Genomic DNA, 18,836 nt, shown 5'->3' on the forward strand with positions numbered 1-18,836 from the left:
AAGGGAAGGGAGCCACCGCCGGCATTTTCCGTTGCAGGTTGAAAACCGCCCGCCGCTCGGCTTAGGTTTGGTGTCTTCCCGCATTCGAGAAGCCGGTGATGCGAACCAGCAGCGAACTGACCACGATCGGCTTCGATGCCGACGACACGCTTTGGCAAAACGAACAATTCTTCCGCATGACGGAGAAGCGCTTTGCCGCCATGCTGGCCGATCATGGCGAGGAGAAGCAGATCTCGGCGCGACTGCTGGAGGCCGAGAGGCGCAACCTTGCGATCTATGGTTTCGGCATCAAGGGATTTACGCTCTCGATGATCGAAACGGCGATCGAGGTCACCGACGGGCGCGTGCCGGCCTCGGTCATATCGGAGATTCTCGACGCCGGTCGCGAGATGCTGGGCCATCCGATCGAGCCGTTGCCGTATGCGCGCGAGACGGTCGAGAAACTCGCCGGCACCTTCCGCCTGGTGCTGATCACCAAGGGCGATTTGTTCGATCAGGAGCGCAAGCTGGCCGGCTCCGGGCTGGGCGATCTGTTCGATGCCGTCGAGATCGTCAGCGACAAGACGGCCGCGACCTATGCGCGCCTCTTCAACCGCCATGGCGACGGCCCGGCAAGGAGCATGATGGTCGGCAATTCGCTGAAGTCGGACGTGGTGCCCGCCATCGAGGCCGGCGGCTGGGGTGTCCATGTGCCGCACGAACTGACCTGGGTGCTCGAACATGTCGAGGCGCCAGTCGCAGAGCCGCGTTTCCGCCAGATATCGGATCTCGGTCAATTGCCGGACCTGATAGAAAGCATCGCGAAGCCAAGCTGATCGCGACTGCGATTATTTGCTTTTTGAATAAATCCGGGCGGAAAACCGCGGCACCACTTTCCCGGAATTGCCTCAGCGGTTGATCAGGCGATCGATCACCGGTTGCAGCCGTTCGGGCGTGATCGGCTTTGCCACCACCACGTCGACGACTTTCGCCAGGCCAAGGCTCTCCGGCGTGCCATTCTTGGTTGAAAGCAGGATCACGGGAGGAAGCGATTTGCCCGAAGTCCGGCGCAACATTTCGATGCCGGGCATCAGATTGTCGCAGTCCTTGTTGTCGGGGCCACCATCGAGGACGATCGCTCCCGGCACCAGCGTTCGCAAGGTTTTCGCTGCGATATCAGGCGGTTCCGAGATTGGTCTGAGCCCGGACCGTTCGACGATCTTCGATACGACGACCCGGTTGATCGGCGATTTCCCGACAACAAGCACCCGCGAGAGATCGCGGATCCTGTTGGTGCTTGAATCCCGGGTCCCCAGATTCACATGTTTTGCGGTCTCGCTCTCGCGGTTCACTGGGCACCCAAGTCGGCCAAGAAGTTCGCCCCCATTTCAATGCAGAGTTGAAATCTGGGCGACAATTGGCGTGAGATCGCACCCTTGTCAAGTTGAAATAAAAGAACCTGGAGGCGTCCTCCACAACAGTGGATTCAAAGCAACAGTACTGTACTGCTCTGTCCATGGCTTGGTTGCATAAAAATAAAATTCACCTGCGCATTCATTGCGCAGGTGAAAGGCCGCCTGGACGATTTCGGATCAGCCATGGCTCTGTTGCGTGACGATGACCGGGATCAAAAGGTCACCCCAATTGCCGTCACCGCCATGATGCCTTGCGGAGCGCACGAGCTCCACCGAGACGCCCGCCTCCACCGCCTTCATCACCGACTGGTTGAGCCTGTGCAGATCGTTGGCCAGCATGCGGATCGTCGCCTGCTGGTCGACGCTCATCGTGGTCGATTGCTCTTCTGCCCGTTCCTTGACGCGGCTTATCGATGCCATTGGTCGTCTCCTATGTCCTTGCCCTCTCGGGCGTTTCCTCTGTTGGTCGTCTTTTTTGGCGAACTCACTCCGCCGCCGGCTTGAACTGCGCGTGCTCGGTCGACTCATGCATAGCGGTGGTCGATGACCGGCCCCCGGTGATCGCCATCGAGACGGCATCGAAATAGCCGGTGCCGACCTCACGCTGGTGCTTGGTCGCGGTATAGCCATTGGCCTCCGCCGCGAATTCCGCTTCCTGCAACTCGGAATAGGCCGACATCTGCCGCGCCTTGTAGCCGCGGGCGAGTTCGAACATGCCGTAGTTGAGCTGGTGGAAGCCCGCCAGCGTAATGAACTGGAACTTGTAACCCATGGCGCCCAATTCCCGCTGGAACTTGGCGATCGTCGCGTCATCGAGGTTCTTCTTCCAGTTGAACGACGGCGAGCAATTATAGGCGAGCAGCTTGCCTGGATGGTGCCTGCGCACCCCCTCCGCGAATTTCTTGGCCTGCGCCAGGTCGGGCTTCGAGGTCTCGCACCAGATCAGGTCGGCGTGGGGCGCATAGGCAACGGCCCGTGCGATACAAGGCTCGATGCCGTTCCTGACCTGGTAGAAGCCTTCCACCGTACGGCCGGCATCATAGTCGACAAAGGGCTGGTCGCGCTCATCGATATCGGAGGTGAGCAGCTTTGCCGCTTCCGCGTCGGTGCGGGCCACGACCAGGGTGGGCGTGGCCATCACGTCGGCCGCGAGTCGCGCGGCGTTGAGGTTGCGGATATGCGCCGCGGTCGGGATCAGCACCTTGCCGCCGAGATGGCCGCACTTCTTCTCCGACGCCAGCTGGTCCTCATAGTGGACGCCGGCGGCACCCGCCTCGATGAACGCCTTCATGATCTCGAAGGCGTTGAGCGGGCCGCCGAAACCGGCTTCCGCATCGGCGACGATCGGCGCGAACCAGGTCTCGACCGAAAGCCCGTTGCCTTCGGAGGTCTCGATCTGGTCGGCGCGCTGCAGCGTGCGGTTGATGCGCTTGACCAGTTCGGGCGCCGCATTGGCCGGATAGAGCGACTGGTCCGGATACATCGCCGAGGCGGTGTTCGCGTCGGCGGCAACCTGCCAGCCCGACAGATAGATCGCCTTCAGCCCGGCGCGCACCTGCTGCATCGCCTGGTTGCCGGACATGGCGCCCAATGCGTTGACGAAGTCCTCTTCGTGGATGAGCTTCCACAGCCGGTTGGCGCCCATTTCGGCAAGGCTCTGCCTGATCTGCACCGAACCGCGCAGCCGCTTCACATCCTCCGGCGAATAGGGACGTTCAATGCCGTCGAAGCGGCCTTCAGGCGCCGAGGGGACGAGGTTGTAAAAATCAGTCATTGGTCACTCCGAAGGTTTCTGCACGACGTCCACGCGCCAGTTGTCGGGAATATTCCTATGTGACTCAATTTACATTGCGATGCAAAATGAGCCAGAAAAATCAGTAAATCCCGTCGGACATAAGGGAAAATCTGTGTTGTGTTTGACAGGGAGGCGCTGTAAATTTGTCAATCCTGTAAAGACAAGCAGGCTGGGATCGCGCCTGATGTCGTGTAAAGTCCTGTCAAGGATGGTCGATGGCTGATCAGAAGATTTTCGCCGGGCCGCGCATTCGCCGCATCCGCAACGCCAAGGGCCTGACCCAGACGGCAATGGCCGAGGGGCTCGGCATCTCGCCGTCCTATCTCAACCTGATCGAGCGTAACCAGCGGCCGCTGACCGTGCAGCTGATCCTGAAGCTGGCCTCCGTCTACAAGGTCGATCCGCACGAGCTTCAGGGCGAGGCCAGGGGATCGGTCGCTGCCCTGAAGGAGGTGTTCACCGATCCGCTGCTGGTTGGCGAACTGCCGGGAGATCAGGAACTGATCGAGCTTGCCGAGGCGGCGCCCAATGCCTCCGCCGGGGTGATAAAACTGTTCCGCGCCTATCGCGAGCAGGCCGAGCGGCTGTCCGACATCAACGAGCTTCTGGCACGCGAGGGTCGGACGACAGCGCTCTCCGGCGCCCGCTTGCCGATCGACGAGGTGCGCGAGATTTTCGAGCGGCGGCCGAACCATTTTTCCTCGCTCGAGGAAGAGGCCGAGGCGTTCACGTCGGTGCTTGACCCCGGCGACGACTTGTTTGGGGCATTGAAGGCATGGCTGAAGCGCGAATACGGCATCGTGGTCAAGGTTCTGCCGGTCGCCACCATGCCGAACTGGCGCCGCCGCTACGACCGCCACTCGCAGCGCCTGTTCCTGTCCGAGCGCCTGTCACCATTCGACCAGTTGCGTGAAGTCGCGATGGAGGCCTGCCTGATCCGCATGACGGTCGCGATCGCCGGCGAGATCCAGGCCCTGAGGCTGGCCACGGACGAGGCGCGCCGCCTTGCCCGCTTCGAACTCGGCCGCTATGCCGCCCACGCGCTGATGATGCCTTATCAGCCTTTTCACGCGGCGGCCGTTCGCTCACGCTACGACATCGAAGTCCTGCGCTCGCGCTTTGGCGTCTCCTTCGAGCAGGCGGCAAACCGGCTGACCATGCTGCAGCGGCCAGGTGCTTCTGGCGTGCCTTTCTTCATGCTCGAGGTCGACAATGCCGGAAACCGCTTTCGCAAGGCCGGCAGCCAGGGCTTTCCACAAAGCCGCTTTGGCGGCGGCTGTCCCAAGCTTCCCGTGCATGTCGCCTTCACCCAGCCCGGTCAGGTCTTCGTCGAGGCGGTGGAAATGCCTGATGGCGCCGAGTTCCTGTGCATCGCCCGCACGCTGGAGGGGCCGCAAGGCGCATTCTCCGAACGCCCGCGCCGCACGGCACTGCTACTCGGCTGCGACATCGGCTTTCGCGACGACATCGTCTATGGCGCGGTGCTGCCTGGCGCGGCAGTCGGCGCGAAGGTGGGGGCAGGCACCATCGCGGCGACGCCTGTCGGCCCGGCCTGCCGGCTTTGCGAGCGCGTCGGCTGCCTGGCGCGCGCCGAGCCGCCGGTGACGCGACCCCTCGGCCTCGACGAGATGGTGACCGGCCTGAGCGCATTCGATTTTCAGTAGCGTTGCGGCAAAGGTGCCACAATCGTCGCCGGTCTCTGGATCACCCGCGGCTTAAGTCTTTGCGTTACGTGAACAGAGTAGTTTTTTGTCGTCCCCTGCGCATCGTCCCGTCCATAAAAGCTCGACAGTCGCGCCCATGACAGACACAGCATCATCTCCGACCCTTGTTGCATCGACGACCGGCCTTGCTACCTCGACAGTCTCGCCGCGCGAGGAACGCGTCGGCATGCTTCTGGTCTTCCTGTCGGCGCTGATGTGGAGTTTCGGCGGCACCATCGCTCGTTTCATCAGCGCCGGTGACAGCTGGACGGTTATTTTCTGGCGTTCCGTTTGGGCCGCCGCCTTCCTGCTCTGCTTCATGGTCTGGCGTGACGGCTGGCGCGGCATGGTGAAGTCATTCCAGGACATGGGCTTGCCAGGCATTGCCGTGGGATTCTGCTTTGCCATTGCCTCGACCTCGTTCGTCGTGGCGCTTGCCTATACCACCGTCGCCAACATCCTCTTGATGCAGGCCGGCGTGCCGCTCCTGGCGGCCTTGTTTGCCTGGGCACTGTTTCGCGAAAGAGTAACCGTCGCGACCTGGATGGCCATTGCCGCCGTCATCGCCGGCGTAGCCATCATGGTGTCGGAATCACTGGATGGTGCCGTCTCGCCCATAGGCGATGGACTTGCGTTGCTGATCGCGTTCATGTTCTCGATCGCCACCGTCATCACCCGGCGCTTCTCCAGCGTGCGCATGACGCCGGCGACCTGTCTCGGCACGATCCTGGCGGCGGGCTTGGCTGCCTCGCAAGCCTCGACCTTCATGGTGTCGGCCGGCGACATGGGCTTTCTCTTCGTCTTCGGCGTGGTCAATCTCGGCCTTGGCCTTGCTTTCTTCGCCACCGGCGCGCGCCTAATCCCGGCGGCGATCGCGGCACTGCTCGGCACGTTCGAGCCGATCCTGGGGCCGATATGGGTCTGGCTCATTCATTCCGAGGTGCCGTCCGGGCGCACCATGGTCGGCGGCGCGGTGGTGGTCACGGCGCTGCTTGTCCATATTGGGCTCGAATTCAAGCGCCAGGCGCGGCCGCAGCGGGCTGGGGTCACCGGAGTGCCTTCGCCTAATTGATGCCGGCGCCGAAGCTTTGCCCATTGACAATGTCGCTGCCGCCCGGGCAGGCTGGGACTACGGCAACAACAAGACAGGCTTATCTTGCCAAGTCTCCCCGGCGGCTCGATCGAGACCGGACCACATTCTTGTATCTCTCTCCGCGCGGCGGCGAAAGCTTCTGACGGCACCGCAATTCCTTCCCGCCCCGAACGACCGGGTTGCCGCAGGCGGCGTGCCGGATGGCGCTTGTCGGCCCCTGGAAAGCTCAACAGTCTGAAGCAAAATGCCCGGCAGCGCGAGCATGTCGCGACGCGCCGGCAATGGAACACTCACCAAAGGAGAATAGCATGATCCGCAAAGCGCTCTGGCTTTCGGCAACCTCGGTATTTCTGGCGCTTTTGACGCCCGCCGGTCACGCCGCCGACCGCGTCGTCAACGTCTTCAACTGGTCGGATTATATCGACAGTTCGATCATCGACGATTTCACCAAGAAGACCGGCATCAAAGTCGTCTACGACACCTTCGATTCCAACGAAATCCTCGAAACCAAACTGCTCGCCGGCGGCAGCGGCTACGACGTCGTCGTGCCGAGCGGCAATTTCCTGGCTCGCCAGATCCAGGCCGGTGTGTTCCAGAAGCTCGACAAGTCGAAGCTGCCGAACCTCTCCAACATGTGGGATACGGTTACGGAACGCACGGCCAAATACGACCCCGGCAACGAATACTCGGTCAATTACATGTGGGGCACGGTCGGCATCGGTTACAACACCAAGAAAGTGCAGGCAGCGCTCGGCACCGACAAGATCGACAGCTGGGATGCTTTCTTCAATCCGGACAGCCTGGCCAAATTGAAGGATTGCGGCGTCTATGTGCTGGATTCTCCCTCCGACATCCTGCCGGCGGCGCTGAAATATCTCGGTCTGGACCCCAACAGCACCTCGCCTGACGACATTGCCAAGGCCGAGGAAGCTCTTCTCAAGATCCGTCCCTATATCAGGAAATTCCACTCGTCCGAATACATCAACGCACTTGCCAATGGCGACATCTGCCTGGCGGTCGGCTGGTCGGGTGACGTGTTCCAGGCTCGCAACCGCGCGGTCGAAGCCAAGCAAGGCGTGGAAATCGGCTATTCCGTGCCGAAGGAAGGCGCCCAGATGTGGTTCGATCAGATGGCGATCCCCGCCGATGCGCCGCATGTCGCCGAGGCGCTTGAATTCATCAACTACATGATGACGCCGGAAGTGATCGCCAAATCGTCGAACTATGTCCTTTATGCCAACGGCAACAAGGCATCGCAGCAGTTCGTCGACAAGGCGCTGCTCGAGGATCCGGCGGTCTATCCGGACGCTGCGACCTTGCAGAAGCTCTATACCGTCCAGCCTTACGATCCCAAGACGCAGCGCATCATCACGCGCAGCTGGACCAAGATCGTCACCGGCCAGTAGGCAATCCGACGCGACCCCGGCAGCCAACTGCCGGGGTCGATTTCTTTTGGGGAATAAAAAGTACGGAGTGGGGATATGAAATCGCTTGGCAGCATCCGCAGGGACTTCGCGCCATGGAACGACCCGAAGGCCAAGCCATATATTCAATTCGACGGCGTCACCAAGAGGTTCGGCGACTTCACCGCCGTCAACAATCTGTCGCTGACCATTTTCGAGCGTGAATTCTTCGCGTTGCTCGGCGCCTCGGGTTGCGGAAAGTCGACGCTGCTCAGGATGCTTGCCGGCTTCGAGGAACCGACAGCCGGTCGCATCCTGCTCGATGGTCAGGATCTGCGCGGCATTCCGCCCTATCGCCGGCCGGTCAACATGATGTTCCAGTCCTATGCCCTGTTCCCGCATATGACGGTCGAGAACAACATCGCCTTCGGGCTCAAGCAGGAAGGCATGCCGAAGCCCGATATTGAAAAGCGCGTCGCCGACATGCTGAAGCTGGTCAAGCTCGAGCAGTTCGCCAAGCGCAAGCCGCACCAGCTCTCCGGCGGCCAACGCCAGCGCGTCGCGCTTGCCCGCTCGGTCGCCAAGCGACCGAAGGTGCTGCTGCTCGACGAGCCGCTCGGCGCGCTCGACAAGAAACTGCGCGAGGAAACCCAATTCGAACTGATGGATCTGCAGCAGGAGCTTGGTCTCACCTTCGTCGTCGTCACCCATGACCAGGAAGAGGCGATGACGATGGCCGATCGCATCGCCATCATGGACAAGGGCGAGGTGATGCAGGTTGCGACACCGGCGGAGGTTTACGAGGCTCCGACGTCGCGCTTCGTCGCTCATTTCGTCGGCAACGTGAATATGTTCGAGGGCAAGGTTGCCGAGCGCACCGACAAGGCAACACGCATCACCGGCGCGACCGGAGCCCAGATCGTCGTCGAGAATGGCGCCGCCGCAACAGGCGCCGACATCATCTTCGCCATCAGGCCGGAAAAGATCAGGGTTTCGTCGAAGAAGCCGGCCGATGCGGTCAACGCGCTGGAGGGCGAGGTTTACGACATCGCCTATCTCGGCGACATGACCGTCTATCACGTCAGGCTGGACGACGGGCAGATCGTGCGGGCAAGCGCCCTGAACGCGGCTCGTGTGACCGAGGATCCGCTGACCTGGAACGACCGTGCCTGGGTGTCCTTCCGGCCCGACGCCGGCGTCGTGCTGGCACGGTAGGGGGCGGGCATGTCCAATACCGCCGTCGCCGATGCCGCCGCGCCATCGACTGCCGCCAATCCGTTCCTGACGCGTTTGGGTGCCGGCTTCGTCAGCCGGCTCGTCATCATCGTTCCCTATCTCTGGCTGCTGTTCTTTTTCCTCGTCCCCTTCGTCATCGTCTTCAAGATCTCGCTGTCGCAGACGGCTATCGCCATGCCGCCCTATACGCCGGTGCTCGATTTCAGGGACGGCGTTTCCGGTTTCTTCGCCGGCTTTCGCGACCTCAACTTCGACAATTATGTCTGGCTGACGCAGGACGCACTATATTTCAAAGCCTACCTCACCAGCGTCGTCATCGCTGCCATCTCCACGGGGCTGACCTTGCTGGTTGGCTATCCCATCGCCTATGGCATGGCGCGCGCTCCGGCCACGATCCGCCCGACATTGCTGATGCTGGTCATCCTGCCGTTCTGGACGTCGTTCCTGATCCGCGTCTATGCCTGGATCGGTATCCTGAAGCCAGAGGGCCTGCTCAACCAGTTGCTCTTGTCGCTGCACATCATCAATCAGCCGCTGGTGATCCTCAACACCTACACGGCCATCTTCATCGGCATCGTCTATTCCTACCTGCCGTTCATGGTGCTACCGCTTTATTCGTCGTTGGAAAAGATGGACTACTCCCTGATCGAGGCGGCCAAGGATCTCGGCTGTCCGCCGACCGCTGCCTTCTGGAAGATCACCTTTCCGCTGTCGCTGCCCGGCGTCATTGCCGGCTGCCTGCTGGTGTTCATCCCGGCCGTCGGCGAATTCGTCATCCCCGACCTGCTCGGCGGCTCGCAGACGCTGATGATCGGCAAGACGCTGTGGAACGAGTTCTTCGCCAATCGTGACTGGCCGGTGTCGTCGGCCGTTGCCGTCATCCTGCTGTTGCTGCTGATCGTACCGATCGTCTTGTTCCAGCATGCCCAGGCCCGCGCGCAAGAGCAGGACAAATGAACGCCACCTGGAGCCGCTTCAACATCACGTCGATCACGCTCGGTTTTGCCTTTCTCTATCTGCCGATCGTGCTGCTCGTCGTCTTCTCCTTCAACGAGTCCAAGCTCGTCACCGTCTGGGGCGGCTTTTCCACCAAATGGTACGTATCGCTGTTCCACAATCAGGGCCTGATGGACGCCGCGTGGGTGACCATCCGCGTCGGTCTGATTTCGGCGACGGTGGCCACGGTTCTCGGCACCATGGGGGCCCTGGCGCTGACCCGCTACACACGCTTCCGGGGCAGGGTCCTGTTCTCTGGCATGATCTTCGCACCATTGGTCATGCCTGATGTCATTACCGGCCTGTCGCTGCTCCTGCTGTTTGTCGCCATCGGCATGGATCGCGGCATGACGACCGTGATCCTCGCGCATATCACCTTCACAATGTGCTTTGTCGCGGTCGTCGTGCAGTCGCGGCTTGTCAGCTTCGATCGCTCGCTGGAAGAAGCCGCCATGGATCTTGGCGCACCGCCTGTGAAGACCTTCTTCCAGATCACGCTGCCAGTCATTTTGCCGGCGATCGTGTCCGGCTGGATGCTGGCCTTTACGCTGTCACTGGACGACCTGGTCATCGCCAGCTTTGCTTCGGGCCCTGGCGCCACCACGCTGCCGATGAAGATCTACAGCCAGGTCCGCCTCGGCGTGACGCCGGAGATCAATGCCGCCTGCACCCTTCTGATCGCGATCGTCACGGTTGGCGTCATCATCGCTTCGGTCGCCAACAAGCGGCGCGAGGTGCAGCGGCAGCTTGATGAGCGGGCCGCGCAACGCGGTTAGGGGCGGCGCTTCGGGCGCAAGGCGTTATTCGCCCGAAACGCCACGGCTGATGGGCGAAATGAACGGCGTGCTCCACGTTCCGCCGACGAAAAACGACGACTGGTTGGGCCCCTGCTGGCCGTTCTTTTGCGTTGCTGGCTGATCCGGCTGGATGACGCCGCCCGACAGCGCCAGCCCGCGTCCTGCGTAGGATGCGATGCCGGAAAGCCAGATCTTGTATTTCGCCGAATTTGCCTCGGCCTTGTCGAGTCTCGCCACGCCTCTTGAAATGGTTGCCTTCACTTCGGCGCCATCGATGGGCAGCGTCCCGTCCGAGACATCGTCGAGCGCGAAGAAGCCGCCCTGTTCGGTATGCTTGAGAAAGGCCGGCAGGTTGAACTTGCTGAGCGCGCCGGGGCCGAAGGTCGCCGAGACCGAGCCGTCGGCGTTTTCAAAGATCGAATCCCAGGTCCTTCCCGGTCCCTTGAGGATGACCGAAACGGTGCCGGTGCCGACCGGCACCAGCCGGGTCATCCCGGCCGCGGTACCGAACGCGCCGCCATCGACGTCGGAGGCCAGCAGCCGGATTTCGACCTGGGTGCCCTCGGGTTTACGGTCGAAACGAAGGCTGGTCTGGATGTTGCCGCCAAAAGCCGAGGCATCGGAGATGTCGAAGACGGAAAGACCGTCCTTGACCTGGGCGGTGGCCGCGACATCGGCAAGCTGGATACTCCCCGCCGTGGCACGGGCCGCCGACAGCCTGAGATCGAGATTGACCCGATCGGCGAAACTCGTGTCGACCTGACCTGGCTCGCCGCTGCTCGCCGGTCCCAGCGACGTGAAGGCGGACAGAAACGACCTGAGGTCGAGCGTGTCGAAGGCAAGTGTGCCCGAGATCACCGGTTGCGTCTCGCCAAGCGACAGGTCCAGCGCGCCCATGCCCGGGTTGTTGTCCAGCGCCAGCGCCGTGTTTTCAAATTTGACCCGGCCGGCCGACGCCGTGACCTTGCTCGAAATGCTGACCGAGCCGATCGCCGCGCTCGGCGCGATGCCGGCCTGCGACCATTCCAGCACGCGGCGCAGCGAGGGCGCCGCGAATTTCACCTGGCCATCGAAATAGGCTTTTTCGGACATGTTGGCCGTGCCGTCGAAGGAGAAGGTGGCGGGCGCTGCCTTGAAGGACAGAGTGAGGGGTGCCATGCCCCCGGCGAACAGCACCAGAGGTCTCGGCGAGGCGGCATCCACGGTCACGCTTTCGCCGCGCCAGATCCCGGTCGCGGACAATGTCGCATTGCTGTTCATCGCCGCCCAAGTAGCCTGGCCGCTAAGACTGCTCAGGATCTCCACATCCTTGCCTTTGACGGACGCCACCATGCGGCCATCCCTGAACTCCACGGTTCCGAAAGTGTCGTCCGGCAGCTTGTCCAGGTCGGGCTTGGCGGGGTCCGCGTTGACCAGGCCACGGGCCGCGTCGATGGAGCGCGCGATGCGCCCGCCGGTCGGCGCCGTGGGCAGGAATAGCCCGCCCGCCGTGCGCTGCACCCGGATCGTCGGCCGCACCAGCCGTGCCGTGGAAAACACCACATCGCCCTGCAATGCCGCCATGGCCGAGAGGTCGATCTCGACCCGTTCGGCTTCGACGACCGGAGGCGCGTCGGCATCCGTCCACTTCGACAGCGTCACATCGGTCAGGATCGCGCGGAATTTTGGCCAGACCTCGATGCGCGGCGACCCCTCGATGGCAACCCGAAAGCCGCTCCAGGCGCTCAATTCCCAGGCGATGCGGTCACGCACGATCCGCGTCGAGGCAATCAGCGGCAGGGCCGCGACCACCAGAGCGATGACGATCGCGGCAGCGCCGATCGCCCATACTCCGCGGCGGATCAAGGATGATGGCATATAGCCCCGTATGCTTCCATTCCGACAACAACGATCGTCCGACGGGTGTAACCCTGTCGTCACTACGACTTAGGGCTGACGCATTTCAAGTCTTTATGGCCCGGCGATGGCATTTGCGCACACCTGACCGCGTCAGCCCAACAAAATCTTGCTCTGCTGCGCTGCGATATGCATAAGCGATGACGACCTTGGGAGGATCGATCATGGCTGGCGAAGTACCGCTCTGGACCCCGACGCAAGACCAGATTGATGCCTCGCCCTTGACCGCCTTCATGAAGGTTGCGGCAGCGAATACCGGCAGTCCATTTTCATCCTACGCCGATCTTCACCGCTGGTCGGTCGAGAACCGGGAATCTTTCTGGGATCTTGTCTGGGATTTCTGCGGTCTTGAAGGCGACAAAGGCGAACGACTGCTGCTCGATGGCGAGAGGATGCCCGGCGCTTCTTTCTTCCCCGACGCTTCGCTGAATTTCGCCGAGAACCTTCTGAAAAAAACCGGTGCCGGCGAGGCAATCGTCTTCCGCGGCGAGGACAAGGTCGAGAGGCGGCTGTCGTGGAACGAACTGCATGGCCTGGTCTCGCGCCTGCAGCAGCTCTTCCTGTCGCTCAAGGTGAAGAAGGGGGACCGTATCGCTGCGATGATACCCAACATGCCCGAAGCCGTCGCCGCCATGCTGGCCGCCGCCTCGATCGGTGCGGTGTGGTCATCCTGTTCTCCCGATTTCGGCGAGCAGGGCGTGCTCGACCGGTTCGGCCAGATCGAACCTGTCATCTTCATCGCGCCGGACGGCTATTGGTACAATGGCAAGGCGATCGAGGTCGCCGACAAGGTCAAGGCGGTCGCGGCCAGGCTCGGCAGCGTCCGCAAGGTCCTGCTCGTCGACTATCTCGGCACCTCCGCCGATGTTGCCGATACCATCGACAAGGCGGTGGCGATTGAGGAGGCGCTGTCGCCCTTCGCCGTCAAATCCGTCATCTTCGAGCGGCTGCCATTTTCGCATCCGCTCTACATCCTGTTTTCGTCCGGCACCACCGGCATTCCCAAATGCATCGTCCACTCGGCCGGCGGCACGCTGATCCAGCATGTCAAGGAACACCGGCTGCATGCCGGCCTCGGCGACGGCGACCGCTTCTTCTATTTCACCACCTGCGGCTGGATGATGTGGAACTGGCTGGCATCGGGTCTGGCCTCCGGCGCCACGCTGCTGCTTTATGACGGCTCTCCCTTCCACCCCGACGGCAACGTGCTGTTCGATTTCGCCGATGCCGAGAAGATGACCTTCTTCGGCACCTCGGCCAAGTTCATCGATTCCGTTCGCAAGGCCGGCCTCAAGCCGATCCGCAGCCATGATCTGTCGACGGTGCGCGCCATCTCCTCCACCGGGTCGCCGCTTTCGCCCGAGGATTTCCGCTTCGTCTATGACGGCATCAAGAAGGACGTGCATCTGGCCTCGGTTTCCGGAGGCACGGACATCGTCTCCTGCTTCGTCCTCGGCGTGCCGATAGAGCCGGTCTGGACCGGGGAGATCCAGGGGCCGGGCCTCGGCCTCGCCGTCGATGTCTGGGACGATGACGGCAAGCCGGTCAGGCAGGAGAAGGGAGAACTGGTTTGCACCAGGGCTTTCCCGTCCATGCCGATCGGCTTCTGGAACGATCCCGACGGCAAGAAATACCAGGCGGCCTATTTCGAGCGTTTCGACAATGTTTGGTGTCATGGCGATTTCGCCGAATGGACCGATCATGGTGGCATGGTCATCCACGGCCGCTCGGACGCGACGCTCAATCCAGGTGGCGTGCGCATCGGCACGGCGGAGATCTACAACCAGGTCGAGCAGATGCCGGAAATCCTGGAGGCGCTGTGCATCGGCCAGGATTTCGACAATGACGTGCGCGTCGTGCTGTTCGTGCGGCTGGCCGCGGGTGTCCAATTGGACGAGGACCTGAAAAAACGCATCCGCGCCAAGATACGCAGCGGCGCCAGCCCTCGCCACGTTCCGGCCAGGATCGTCGCCGTATCGGATATCCCCCGCACCAAGTCGGGCAAGATCACCGAACTCGCCGTGCGCGACGTCGTGCACGGCCGTGCCATCAAAAATAGGGAAGCGCTCGCCAACCCCGAAGCGCTGGAACTGTTCAGGAACCTGCCGCAGCTCGCCGAGTGACCGGCATGGTTAATGAAATATGTCGCGCGAATTTACCTAGATTTCACGAGTGGTACACATTCGTAAATTTTTTGGCGACCCGGTAAGGACTTGTTAAGGCCCGGCGTCGATAGTCGCATGTAACTTGAGGGAGAAATCCCGTTCCTCAGCCCCCGAGGATCTGAATTCAGCTCAAGCCCCCGTTGTGACAGCAATCTCATCTCTCAAGGCGTCCTTTGGACGCCTTTTTCTTTTGGACTTTCTACTCCGCCAGCACCCGGGTCGAGGGGAACACAACCTCCACCAGCGTGCCTTCGCCGGGCGTCGAATTGATGGTGAAGCGGGCGCGGTTGGCTTCCACCATCGCCTTGGTCAGCGGCAGGCCAAGGCCGGTGCCGTCGCCGCGTCCGCGCTTCAGGGCGTTGATTTGCTTGAATGGCTTCAGCGCCTGCTCGATCTCGGACTGGCTCATGCCGATGCCGGTGTCACGCACCCGCATGACGACATCGCCCGAGGTCTCGTAGGCGGTCGAGACGATCACCTGGCCGCCGGCCTGGGTATAGCGGACGGCGTTGGACAGGATGTTGAGCGCGATCTGGCGCACGCTGCGCAGGTCGGCCACCACTTCCGGCAGCCGCGAGGCGAAGCTGGAGCGGATGATGACCCGTTCGCGGTTGGCCTGCGGCTGCATCATCGCCACGGTTTCGGCCAGCGTATCGTTGAGCGACACCGCCTCATAAGCCATTTCCTGCTGGCCGGCCTCGATCTTCGAGATGTCCAGGAGGTCATTGACCAGATCGAGCACGTGGTTGCCCGAGCGGTTGATATCGCGCAGATAGTCGCGGTAGCGGTCATTGGCGACCGGCCCGAACTTCTCGTCGACCATCAGTTCGGAAAAACCGATGATGGCGTTGAGCGGCGTGCGAATCTCGTGGCTGATGCGGGCGAGGAAATCGGTCTTCTGCGAGGAAGCGCGTTCGGCCACCGCACGCGCCTGGGTGAGGTCCTCCTCGGCTCGCTTCCACTGCGTGATGTCGCGCACCACGGCGCAGAAGCCGCTGTCGTTGGGCAGCCGGCCGATGGTCATGAACAGCGGGATGAAGCGCCCCTGTGCTTCGCGGCCGATCACCTCGCGGCCATCATTCAAGACGCTCGCCACGCCAGGCTCCAACAGGCCGGTGAGATAGTCGCGCGCCGCGCGCTGGCTCTCGATCGCAAACAGCGAGGCGAACGGCTTGCCGGTCACCTCGTCGCTGTCGAAACCGAACAGCGCTTCGGCCGGGCGGCTGATCGAACGGATGGTGCCGTCGCTGCCGATCAGCACGACCCCGTCTGTGGCGGTGTCGATGATGGTGCGCATCTCGGCGATGCGTGCCTTGAGCTCGGAAATATCGGGCTGCGTTGGCTCCTCGCCGATCACGTGCAGGGCCACAGGCGCATCATCCTCGCCGGAGCGGCGCACGACCAGCATCAGGGCCTTGCCGTCGCGCCAGGGCACGGAGCGCAGGATGGCATCGATAGGGAATTCCTGTCCGTCGCGCATCTTCAGCCGCAGCGCCCGGTCGCTGCCGTCGGAGGCGTCGTCATCGGCATAAGGGTCGGCAAACAGAGCGCCGAGGCCGCCCGCATCCTCCAGGTCCTCCAGTGTCGCGTACCCGGTCAGGTCGAGGAATTCCTCGTTTGCATAGTGCAATTGGTCGCCCGAATGGATGATGAGCGGCACCGGCAGCTTGCCGAGCAGTGATGTATCCGGCGTCTTGTTTTCGGCACCGACGGAAAATGCTGACGGCATGAACCCTTCGGTTTTGAGCGGCGGCACTTGCAGGCGCGGCCGCTCGGCAAATGTCTCGGTCGCCTCATGCCTGCCGCCGGTTCCGCCGGTGGTCGCAATCGTTTCCTCGCCGGATGCAGTCGCTTGCTCGCCGGCCCAGTCCTCATCGTCCTCGGCGTCGCGAAAATCGTCTGACGTCATGCTGTCGTCATCGGCCGGCGGTGCCTTGGCAGGTCCTGCCTGCGCTGCCGCCTCGCCGATTATCTCCTGTGCCTCGGGCGCTGACGCCTCGTCGCTGCCGTCGGCGGCATGGGCAGGCTCGTCCTCCTTATCGGCATAGTCGAGCAGGGAGCCCGAAGCCCTCGGCGGCGGGGATTCGGAGCTCGGCGCCTGTTGTTCGACCTGGTCCGGCTGCGCACCGTCGAGCCGCGCCAGATCCCTCTGATCCTCGGCATCGCCCGGGGAAGGTTCGCCCGCGCCCGGCTCGTTTTCAGCATCGGGCGCTGCCATCTCATGCGCCGGGCCGGTCGCTGGTTCCTGGGTCGAATTTGTTGGCTCGGCATCCGGGGCGGCGATGTCCACCGGCGGTTTCGTATCGGTCGCGGGTTTGGTCGCGTCGTGCGGCTCCGGCAAAGAGCCTGTTCCGGCACCTGGTTCCGCTTGCCTTGCCGGCTCGGCTGGTTCGGCCGCCGGCGGCTCTGCCGTGGAACTTTCTTTCTTCAGACGCTCGCCGATCTCGCGGAACGCGCTGCGTTCCAGCGTCGACAGCCCCTTGTCGTTGGCCGGCTGCCGGTGTTCGGCCAGCCGGATAACCTTATCGGCGAAGCGCCGCTCCGGTTTGGATACTATCGTCAGCGCCGGCACTTCGCCCTTGAACGGATCCGATGCCTTTGGCTCTTCAGCCTTCGGCTCCTCAGGCAGCGTCTTCACGGCCTCCGGTTTCTGTGCCGCCGGCATCTCGCCATTGGGTACCAATGCCATGCCGATCGCTTCCGGATCGACGACCGCATCCCCGGTTCGCGCGACGCCGAAGCCGCGGAAGCCTTCGAAGGCGCGGCTGCGGCCATAGACGGGCAATGCCGCCAGGTCGACCGGGACCTTCAGGTCGGTGCCGACGACGGGCCACAGCACCGAGCGGCCGGACCAGGTGTCGCGCCGCTCCAGCAGACCGGCGATCTCGCCGGACGCATCAAGGCCGAAAGCCGCCGCGACATCCCTGAAGCGTCGGCCGATCACGTCGGCGGCCGGATGACCGACGACATCGGCGAATTCCGGTGACAGCGCGCTGAACTTGCCCTCGGCGTCGGTACGCCAGACAAAACGTATCGGTGCCGCCGAGCGGCCTATCGTCCGGGTGGCCGAAGCTGTAGTCGGAGCTGCCAGGGAGGCGACCTCGTCCTGCTTCGCGCTGTCCGCCGAAGCCTCGGTGCCGGCCGCCTCGGCCACGCTTTTCGGTTCCGGCGCGTTGTCTTCTCCGGCATTGAAATACCAATGATCGTGCTGTGCCGGCGTGCCCGCCGCCGGTTGGTCATTGTCGGCGGCGACCAGTGCCGGCGCGGCCGGCTCCTCGATTTCTCGCGTTGCTCGTTTCGGCATATCGCCAGCGACGGGCTCGAAAGGGACGGGCTCCTGTTCCATTTTGGCCGCCGTCGGCTGTTCGACCGCCTCTGTCCGCGAAACATCGGCTGTCGGCTGCTTGTCCCGCCGAGACCCGGATTCTACAGCGGCGGTTTCCGCCGCCTCCATTGTGCCGCCAATCTCCTTGGCAGGGTTTTCCGTTGCCGCGGGCGAGCCGTCCGCCGAAGCCGCCGCGCCGGATGCGCTGTCCTCCAGTTGATCCTCGTCGATCACCACCAATAGATGCCGCTCCGGCGTCAGCCGGGCGAGGCCCGCCGGGTAGGAGGTCCTGCCGCCCGGAACGAGGCGCTTGACGATGCGCTCGCCCTCGGCCGCGACGTCGGCCACCAGGGCCGCCAGTGTCGCGGGCTGGATGCCGAGCGCCGAAAATCCCTCCGAGGCGGACTCGATATTGCCCTTGGCATCGATGAAGGCAATGAAATGGCCGTCTTCGGTCAAGCCACTGATCGCCCGGCTGGCGATCTCGGCCGCACTGCGCGAGCCGGTCTGCGCCGCTGGCACGGCCAGCATGATGGCATTCTCGCCATCGGGCAGCGTCACGGCACTGGCAAGAAAGCCGACGGCGCGGCTGGTCATGCCGGTCGCCAGGCGCACCGTGATCGAGCGATCGCTGCCGATCCGCGGGAAACCGCTGGTCGCCATGATCTGACGGCGCGCGATCAGCGGCAGCCGCGCCGAGGCGCCGATGATCGCTTCGATATCGGGATAACCGAACATGGCGGCGCCCGGCCCATTGGCCCAGATCACCTGCTCGAGGTCCACCGACAGGATCGCGATCGCGTCGCCGGCGGCAAACCGCTGGCGGACCGCGTCGAGTACGGCGACGTCAAGGAAGGAATATTCGGACGGCATGCGCTTGGCGAACCCTCACGGAGCGGCGAATTTGCAGTTAACGCTTTGTTAATAAAAGCCGCAGCCACGAAGGTCCACAAGCCAGAACGTGCAAAGGCTGAATTTTGGCTGTTTGGTTAACGCCCGAAAACATTTTTTTGTGCACTGCAACAATGATATT

The 18,836-nt window shown here is 62.8% G+C and carries 13 protein-coding genes; 8 read left to right on the forward strand and 5 right to left on the reverse strand.

Going from position 1 to position 18,836, the window contains the following annotated elements; genetic code table 11:
- The first annotated feature begins 98 nt into the window (after window positions 1-98).
- Window positions 99-815 (forward strand): HAD family hydrolase, encoded by a 717-nt coding sequence (locus tag M653_RS0119270; RefSeq protein WP_027144803.1) that lies wholly within the window; start codon window positions 99-101, stop codon window positions 813-815.
- 72 nt (window positions 816-887) lie between these two features.
- Here M653_RS0119270 and M653_RS0119275 read toward each other — a convergent pair whose 3' ends face one another.
- The 3 genes from M653_RS0119275 to aceA form a co-directional block, all read right to left on the reverse strand.
- Window positions 888-1,301 carry a response regulator gene (locus M653_RS0119275; protein WP_051442744.1) on the reverse strand — a complete coding sequence of 138 codons (414 nt, stop codon included), beginning with the start codon at window positions 1,299-1,301 and terminating at the stop codon, window positions 888-890.
- Between the two features lie 270 nt (window positions 1,302-1,571).
- On the reverse strand, window positions 1,572-1,814 hold the full coding sequence (locus tag M653_RS0119280; protein WP_006202762.1) for a hypothetical protein: 243 nt from the start codon (window positions 1,812-1,814) through the stop codon (window positions 1,572-1,574).
- Between the two features lie 64 nt (window positions 1,815-1,878).
- Window positions 1,879-3,168 (reverse strand): isocitrate lyase, encoded by a 1,290-nt coding sequence (gene aceA, locus M653_RS0119285; RefSeq protein WP_027144805.1) that lies wholly within the window; start codon window positions 3,166-3,168, stop codon window positions 1,879-1,881.
- 236 nt (window positions 3,169-3,404) lie between these two features.
- On the opposite strand from aceA, the gene M653_RS0119290 reads away from it, so the two are divergent.
- The 6 genes from M653_RS0119290 (at window position 3,405) to M653_RS0119315 (ending at window position 10,396) form a co-directional block, all read left to right on the forward strand.
- Window positions 3,405-4,853: an XRE family transcriptional regulator gene (locus M653_RS0119290; protein ID WP_027144806.1), complete on the forward strand. Its 1,449-nt coding sequence runs from the start codon at window positions 3,405-3,407 to the stop codon at window positions 4,851-4,853.
- Between the two features lie 136 nt (window positions 4,854-4,989).
- Window positions 4,990-5,964 carry a DMT family transporter gene (locus M653_RS0119295; RefSeq protein WP_027144807.1) on the forward strand — a complete coding sequence of 325 codons (975 nt, stop codon included), beginning with the start codon at window positions 4,990-4,992 and terminating at the stop codon, window positions 5,962-5,964.
- Between the two features lie 329 nt (window positions 5,965-6,293).
- A complete protein-coding gene (locus M653_RS0119300; protein WP_027144808.1) occupies window positions 6,294-7,391 on the forward strand; it encodes a polyamine ABC transporter substrate-binding protein in 1,098 nt (365 codons plus the stop codon).
- 75 nt (window positions 7,392-7,466) lie between these two features.
- Window positions 7,467-8,603: an ABC transporter ATP-binding protein gene (locus M653_RS0119305; RefSeq protein WP_027144809.1), complete on the forward strand. Its 1,137-nt coding sequence runs from the start codon at window positions 7,467-7,469 to the stop codon at window positions 8,601-8,603.
- A gap of 9 nt (window positions 8,604-8,612) precedes the next feature.
- Entirely contained in the window at window positions 8,613-9,581 is a 969-nt protein-coding gene (locus tag M653_RS0119310; protein WP_027144810.1) for an ABC transporter permease subunit, read from the forward strand.
- Window positions 9,578-10,396 carry an ABC transporter permease subunit gene (locus tag M653_RS0119315; protein ID WP_027144811.1) on the forward strand — a complete coding sequence of 273 codons (819 nt, stop codon included), beginning with the start codon at window positions 9,578-9,580 and terminating at the stop codon, window positions 10,394-10,396. Before M653_RS0119310 ends, M653_RS0119315 begins: the two co-directional genes overlap by 4 nt.
- 24 nt (window positions 10,397-10,420) lie before the next feature.
- Here the strand turns inward: M653_RS0119315 and M653_RS0119320 are convergent, their stop codons facing one another.
- Window positions 10,421-12,274: an AsmA family protein gene (locus tag M653_RS0119320; protein WP_027144812.1), complete on the reverse strand. Its 1,854-nt coding sequence runs from the start codon at window positions 12,272-12,274 to the stop codon at window positions 10,421-10,423.
- A gap of 203 nt (window positions 12,275-12,477) precedes the next feature.
- Here M653_RS0119320 and M653_RS0119325 point away from each other — a divergent pair, with 203 nt between their 5' ends.
- Window positions 12,478-14,436, forward strand: a complete 1,959-nt coding sequence (locus M653_RS0119325; RefSeq protein WP_027144813.1) for an acetoacetate--CoA ligase — start codon at window positions 12,478-12,480, stop codon at window positions 14,434-14,436.
- A 241-nt stretch (window positions 14,437-14,677) separates the two neighbouring features.
- Here the strand turns inward: M653_RS0119325 and M653_RS0119330 are convergent, their stop codons facing one another.
- Window positions 14,678-18,676 (reverse strand): PAS domain S-box protein, encoded by a 3,999-nt coding sequence (locus M653_RS0119330; protein WP_027144814.1) that lies wholly within the window; start codon window positions 18,674-18,676, stop codon window positions 14,678-14,680.
- Window positions 18,677-18,836: the final 160 nt, after the last annotated feature.

The sequence above is a fragment of the Mesorhizobium sp. WSM3626 genome (assembly GCF_000513935.1).
Taxonomy (GTDB): Bacteria; Pseudomonadota; Alphaproteobacteria; order Rhizobiales; family Rhizobiaceae; genus Mesorhizobium; species Mesorhizobium salmacidum.

Bases quoted from the DNA above. Each gene is read 5' to 3' on its own strand.
- M653_RS0119295 (WP_027144807.1), top strand. From the start codon at position 4,990: ATGACAGACACAGCATCATCTCCGACCCTTGTTGCATCGACGACCGGC.
- M653_RS0119320 (WP_027144812.1), bottom strand. From the start codon at position 12,274: ATGCCATCATCCTTGATCCGCCGCGGAGTATGGGCGATCGGCGCTGCC.
- aceA (WP_027144805.1), bottom strand. From the start codon at position 3,168: ATGACTGATTTTTACAACCTCGTCCCCTCGGCGCCTGAAGGCCGCTTC.
- M653_RS0119330 (WP_027144814.1), bottom strand. From the start codon at position 18,676: ATGCCGTCCGAATATTCCTTCCTTGACGTCGCCGTACTCGACGCGGTC.
- M653_RS0119270 (WP_027144803.1), top strand. From the start codon at position 99: ATGCGAACCAGCAGCGAACTGACCACGATCGGCTTCGATGCCGACGAC.
- M653_RS0119305 (WP_027144809.1), top strand. From the start codon at position 7,467: ATGAAATCGCTTGGCAGCATCCGCAGGGACTTCGCGCCATGGAACGAC.
- M653_RS0119280 (WP_006202762.1), bottom strand. From the start codon at position 1,814: ATGGCATCGATAAGCCGCGTCAAGGAACGGGCAGAAGAGCAATCGACC.
- M653_RS0119310 (WP_027144810.1), top strand. From the start codon at position 8,613: ATGTCCAATACCGCCGTCGCCGATGCCGCCGCGCCATCGACTGCCGCC.
- M653_RS0119325 (WP_027144813.1), top strand. From the start codon at position 12,478: ATGGCTGGCGAAGTACCGCTCTGGACCCCGACGCAAGACCAGATTGAT.
- M653_RS0119300 (WP_027144808.1), top strand. From the start codon at position 6,294: ATGATCCGCAAAGCGCTCTGGCTTTCGGCAACCTCGGTATTTCTGGCG.
- M653_RS0119315 (WP_027144811.1), top strand. From the start codon at position 9,578: ATGAACGCCACCTGGAGCCGCTTCAACATCACGTCGATCACGCTCGGT.
- M653_RS0119290 (WP_027144806.1), top strand. From the start codon at position 3,405: ATGGCTGATCAGAAGATTTTCGCCGGGCCGCGCATTCGCCGCATCCGC.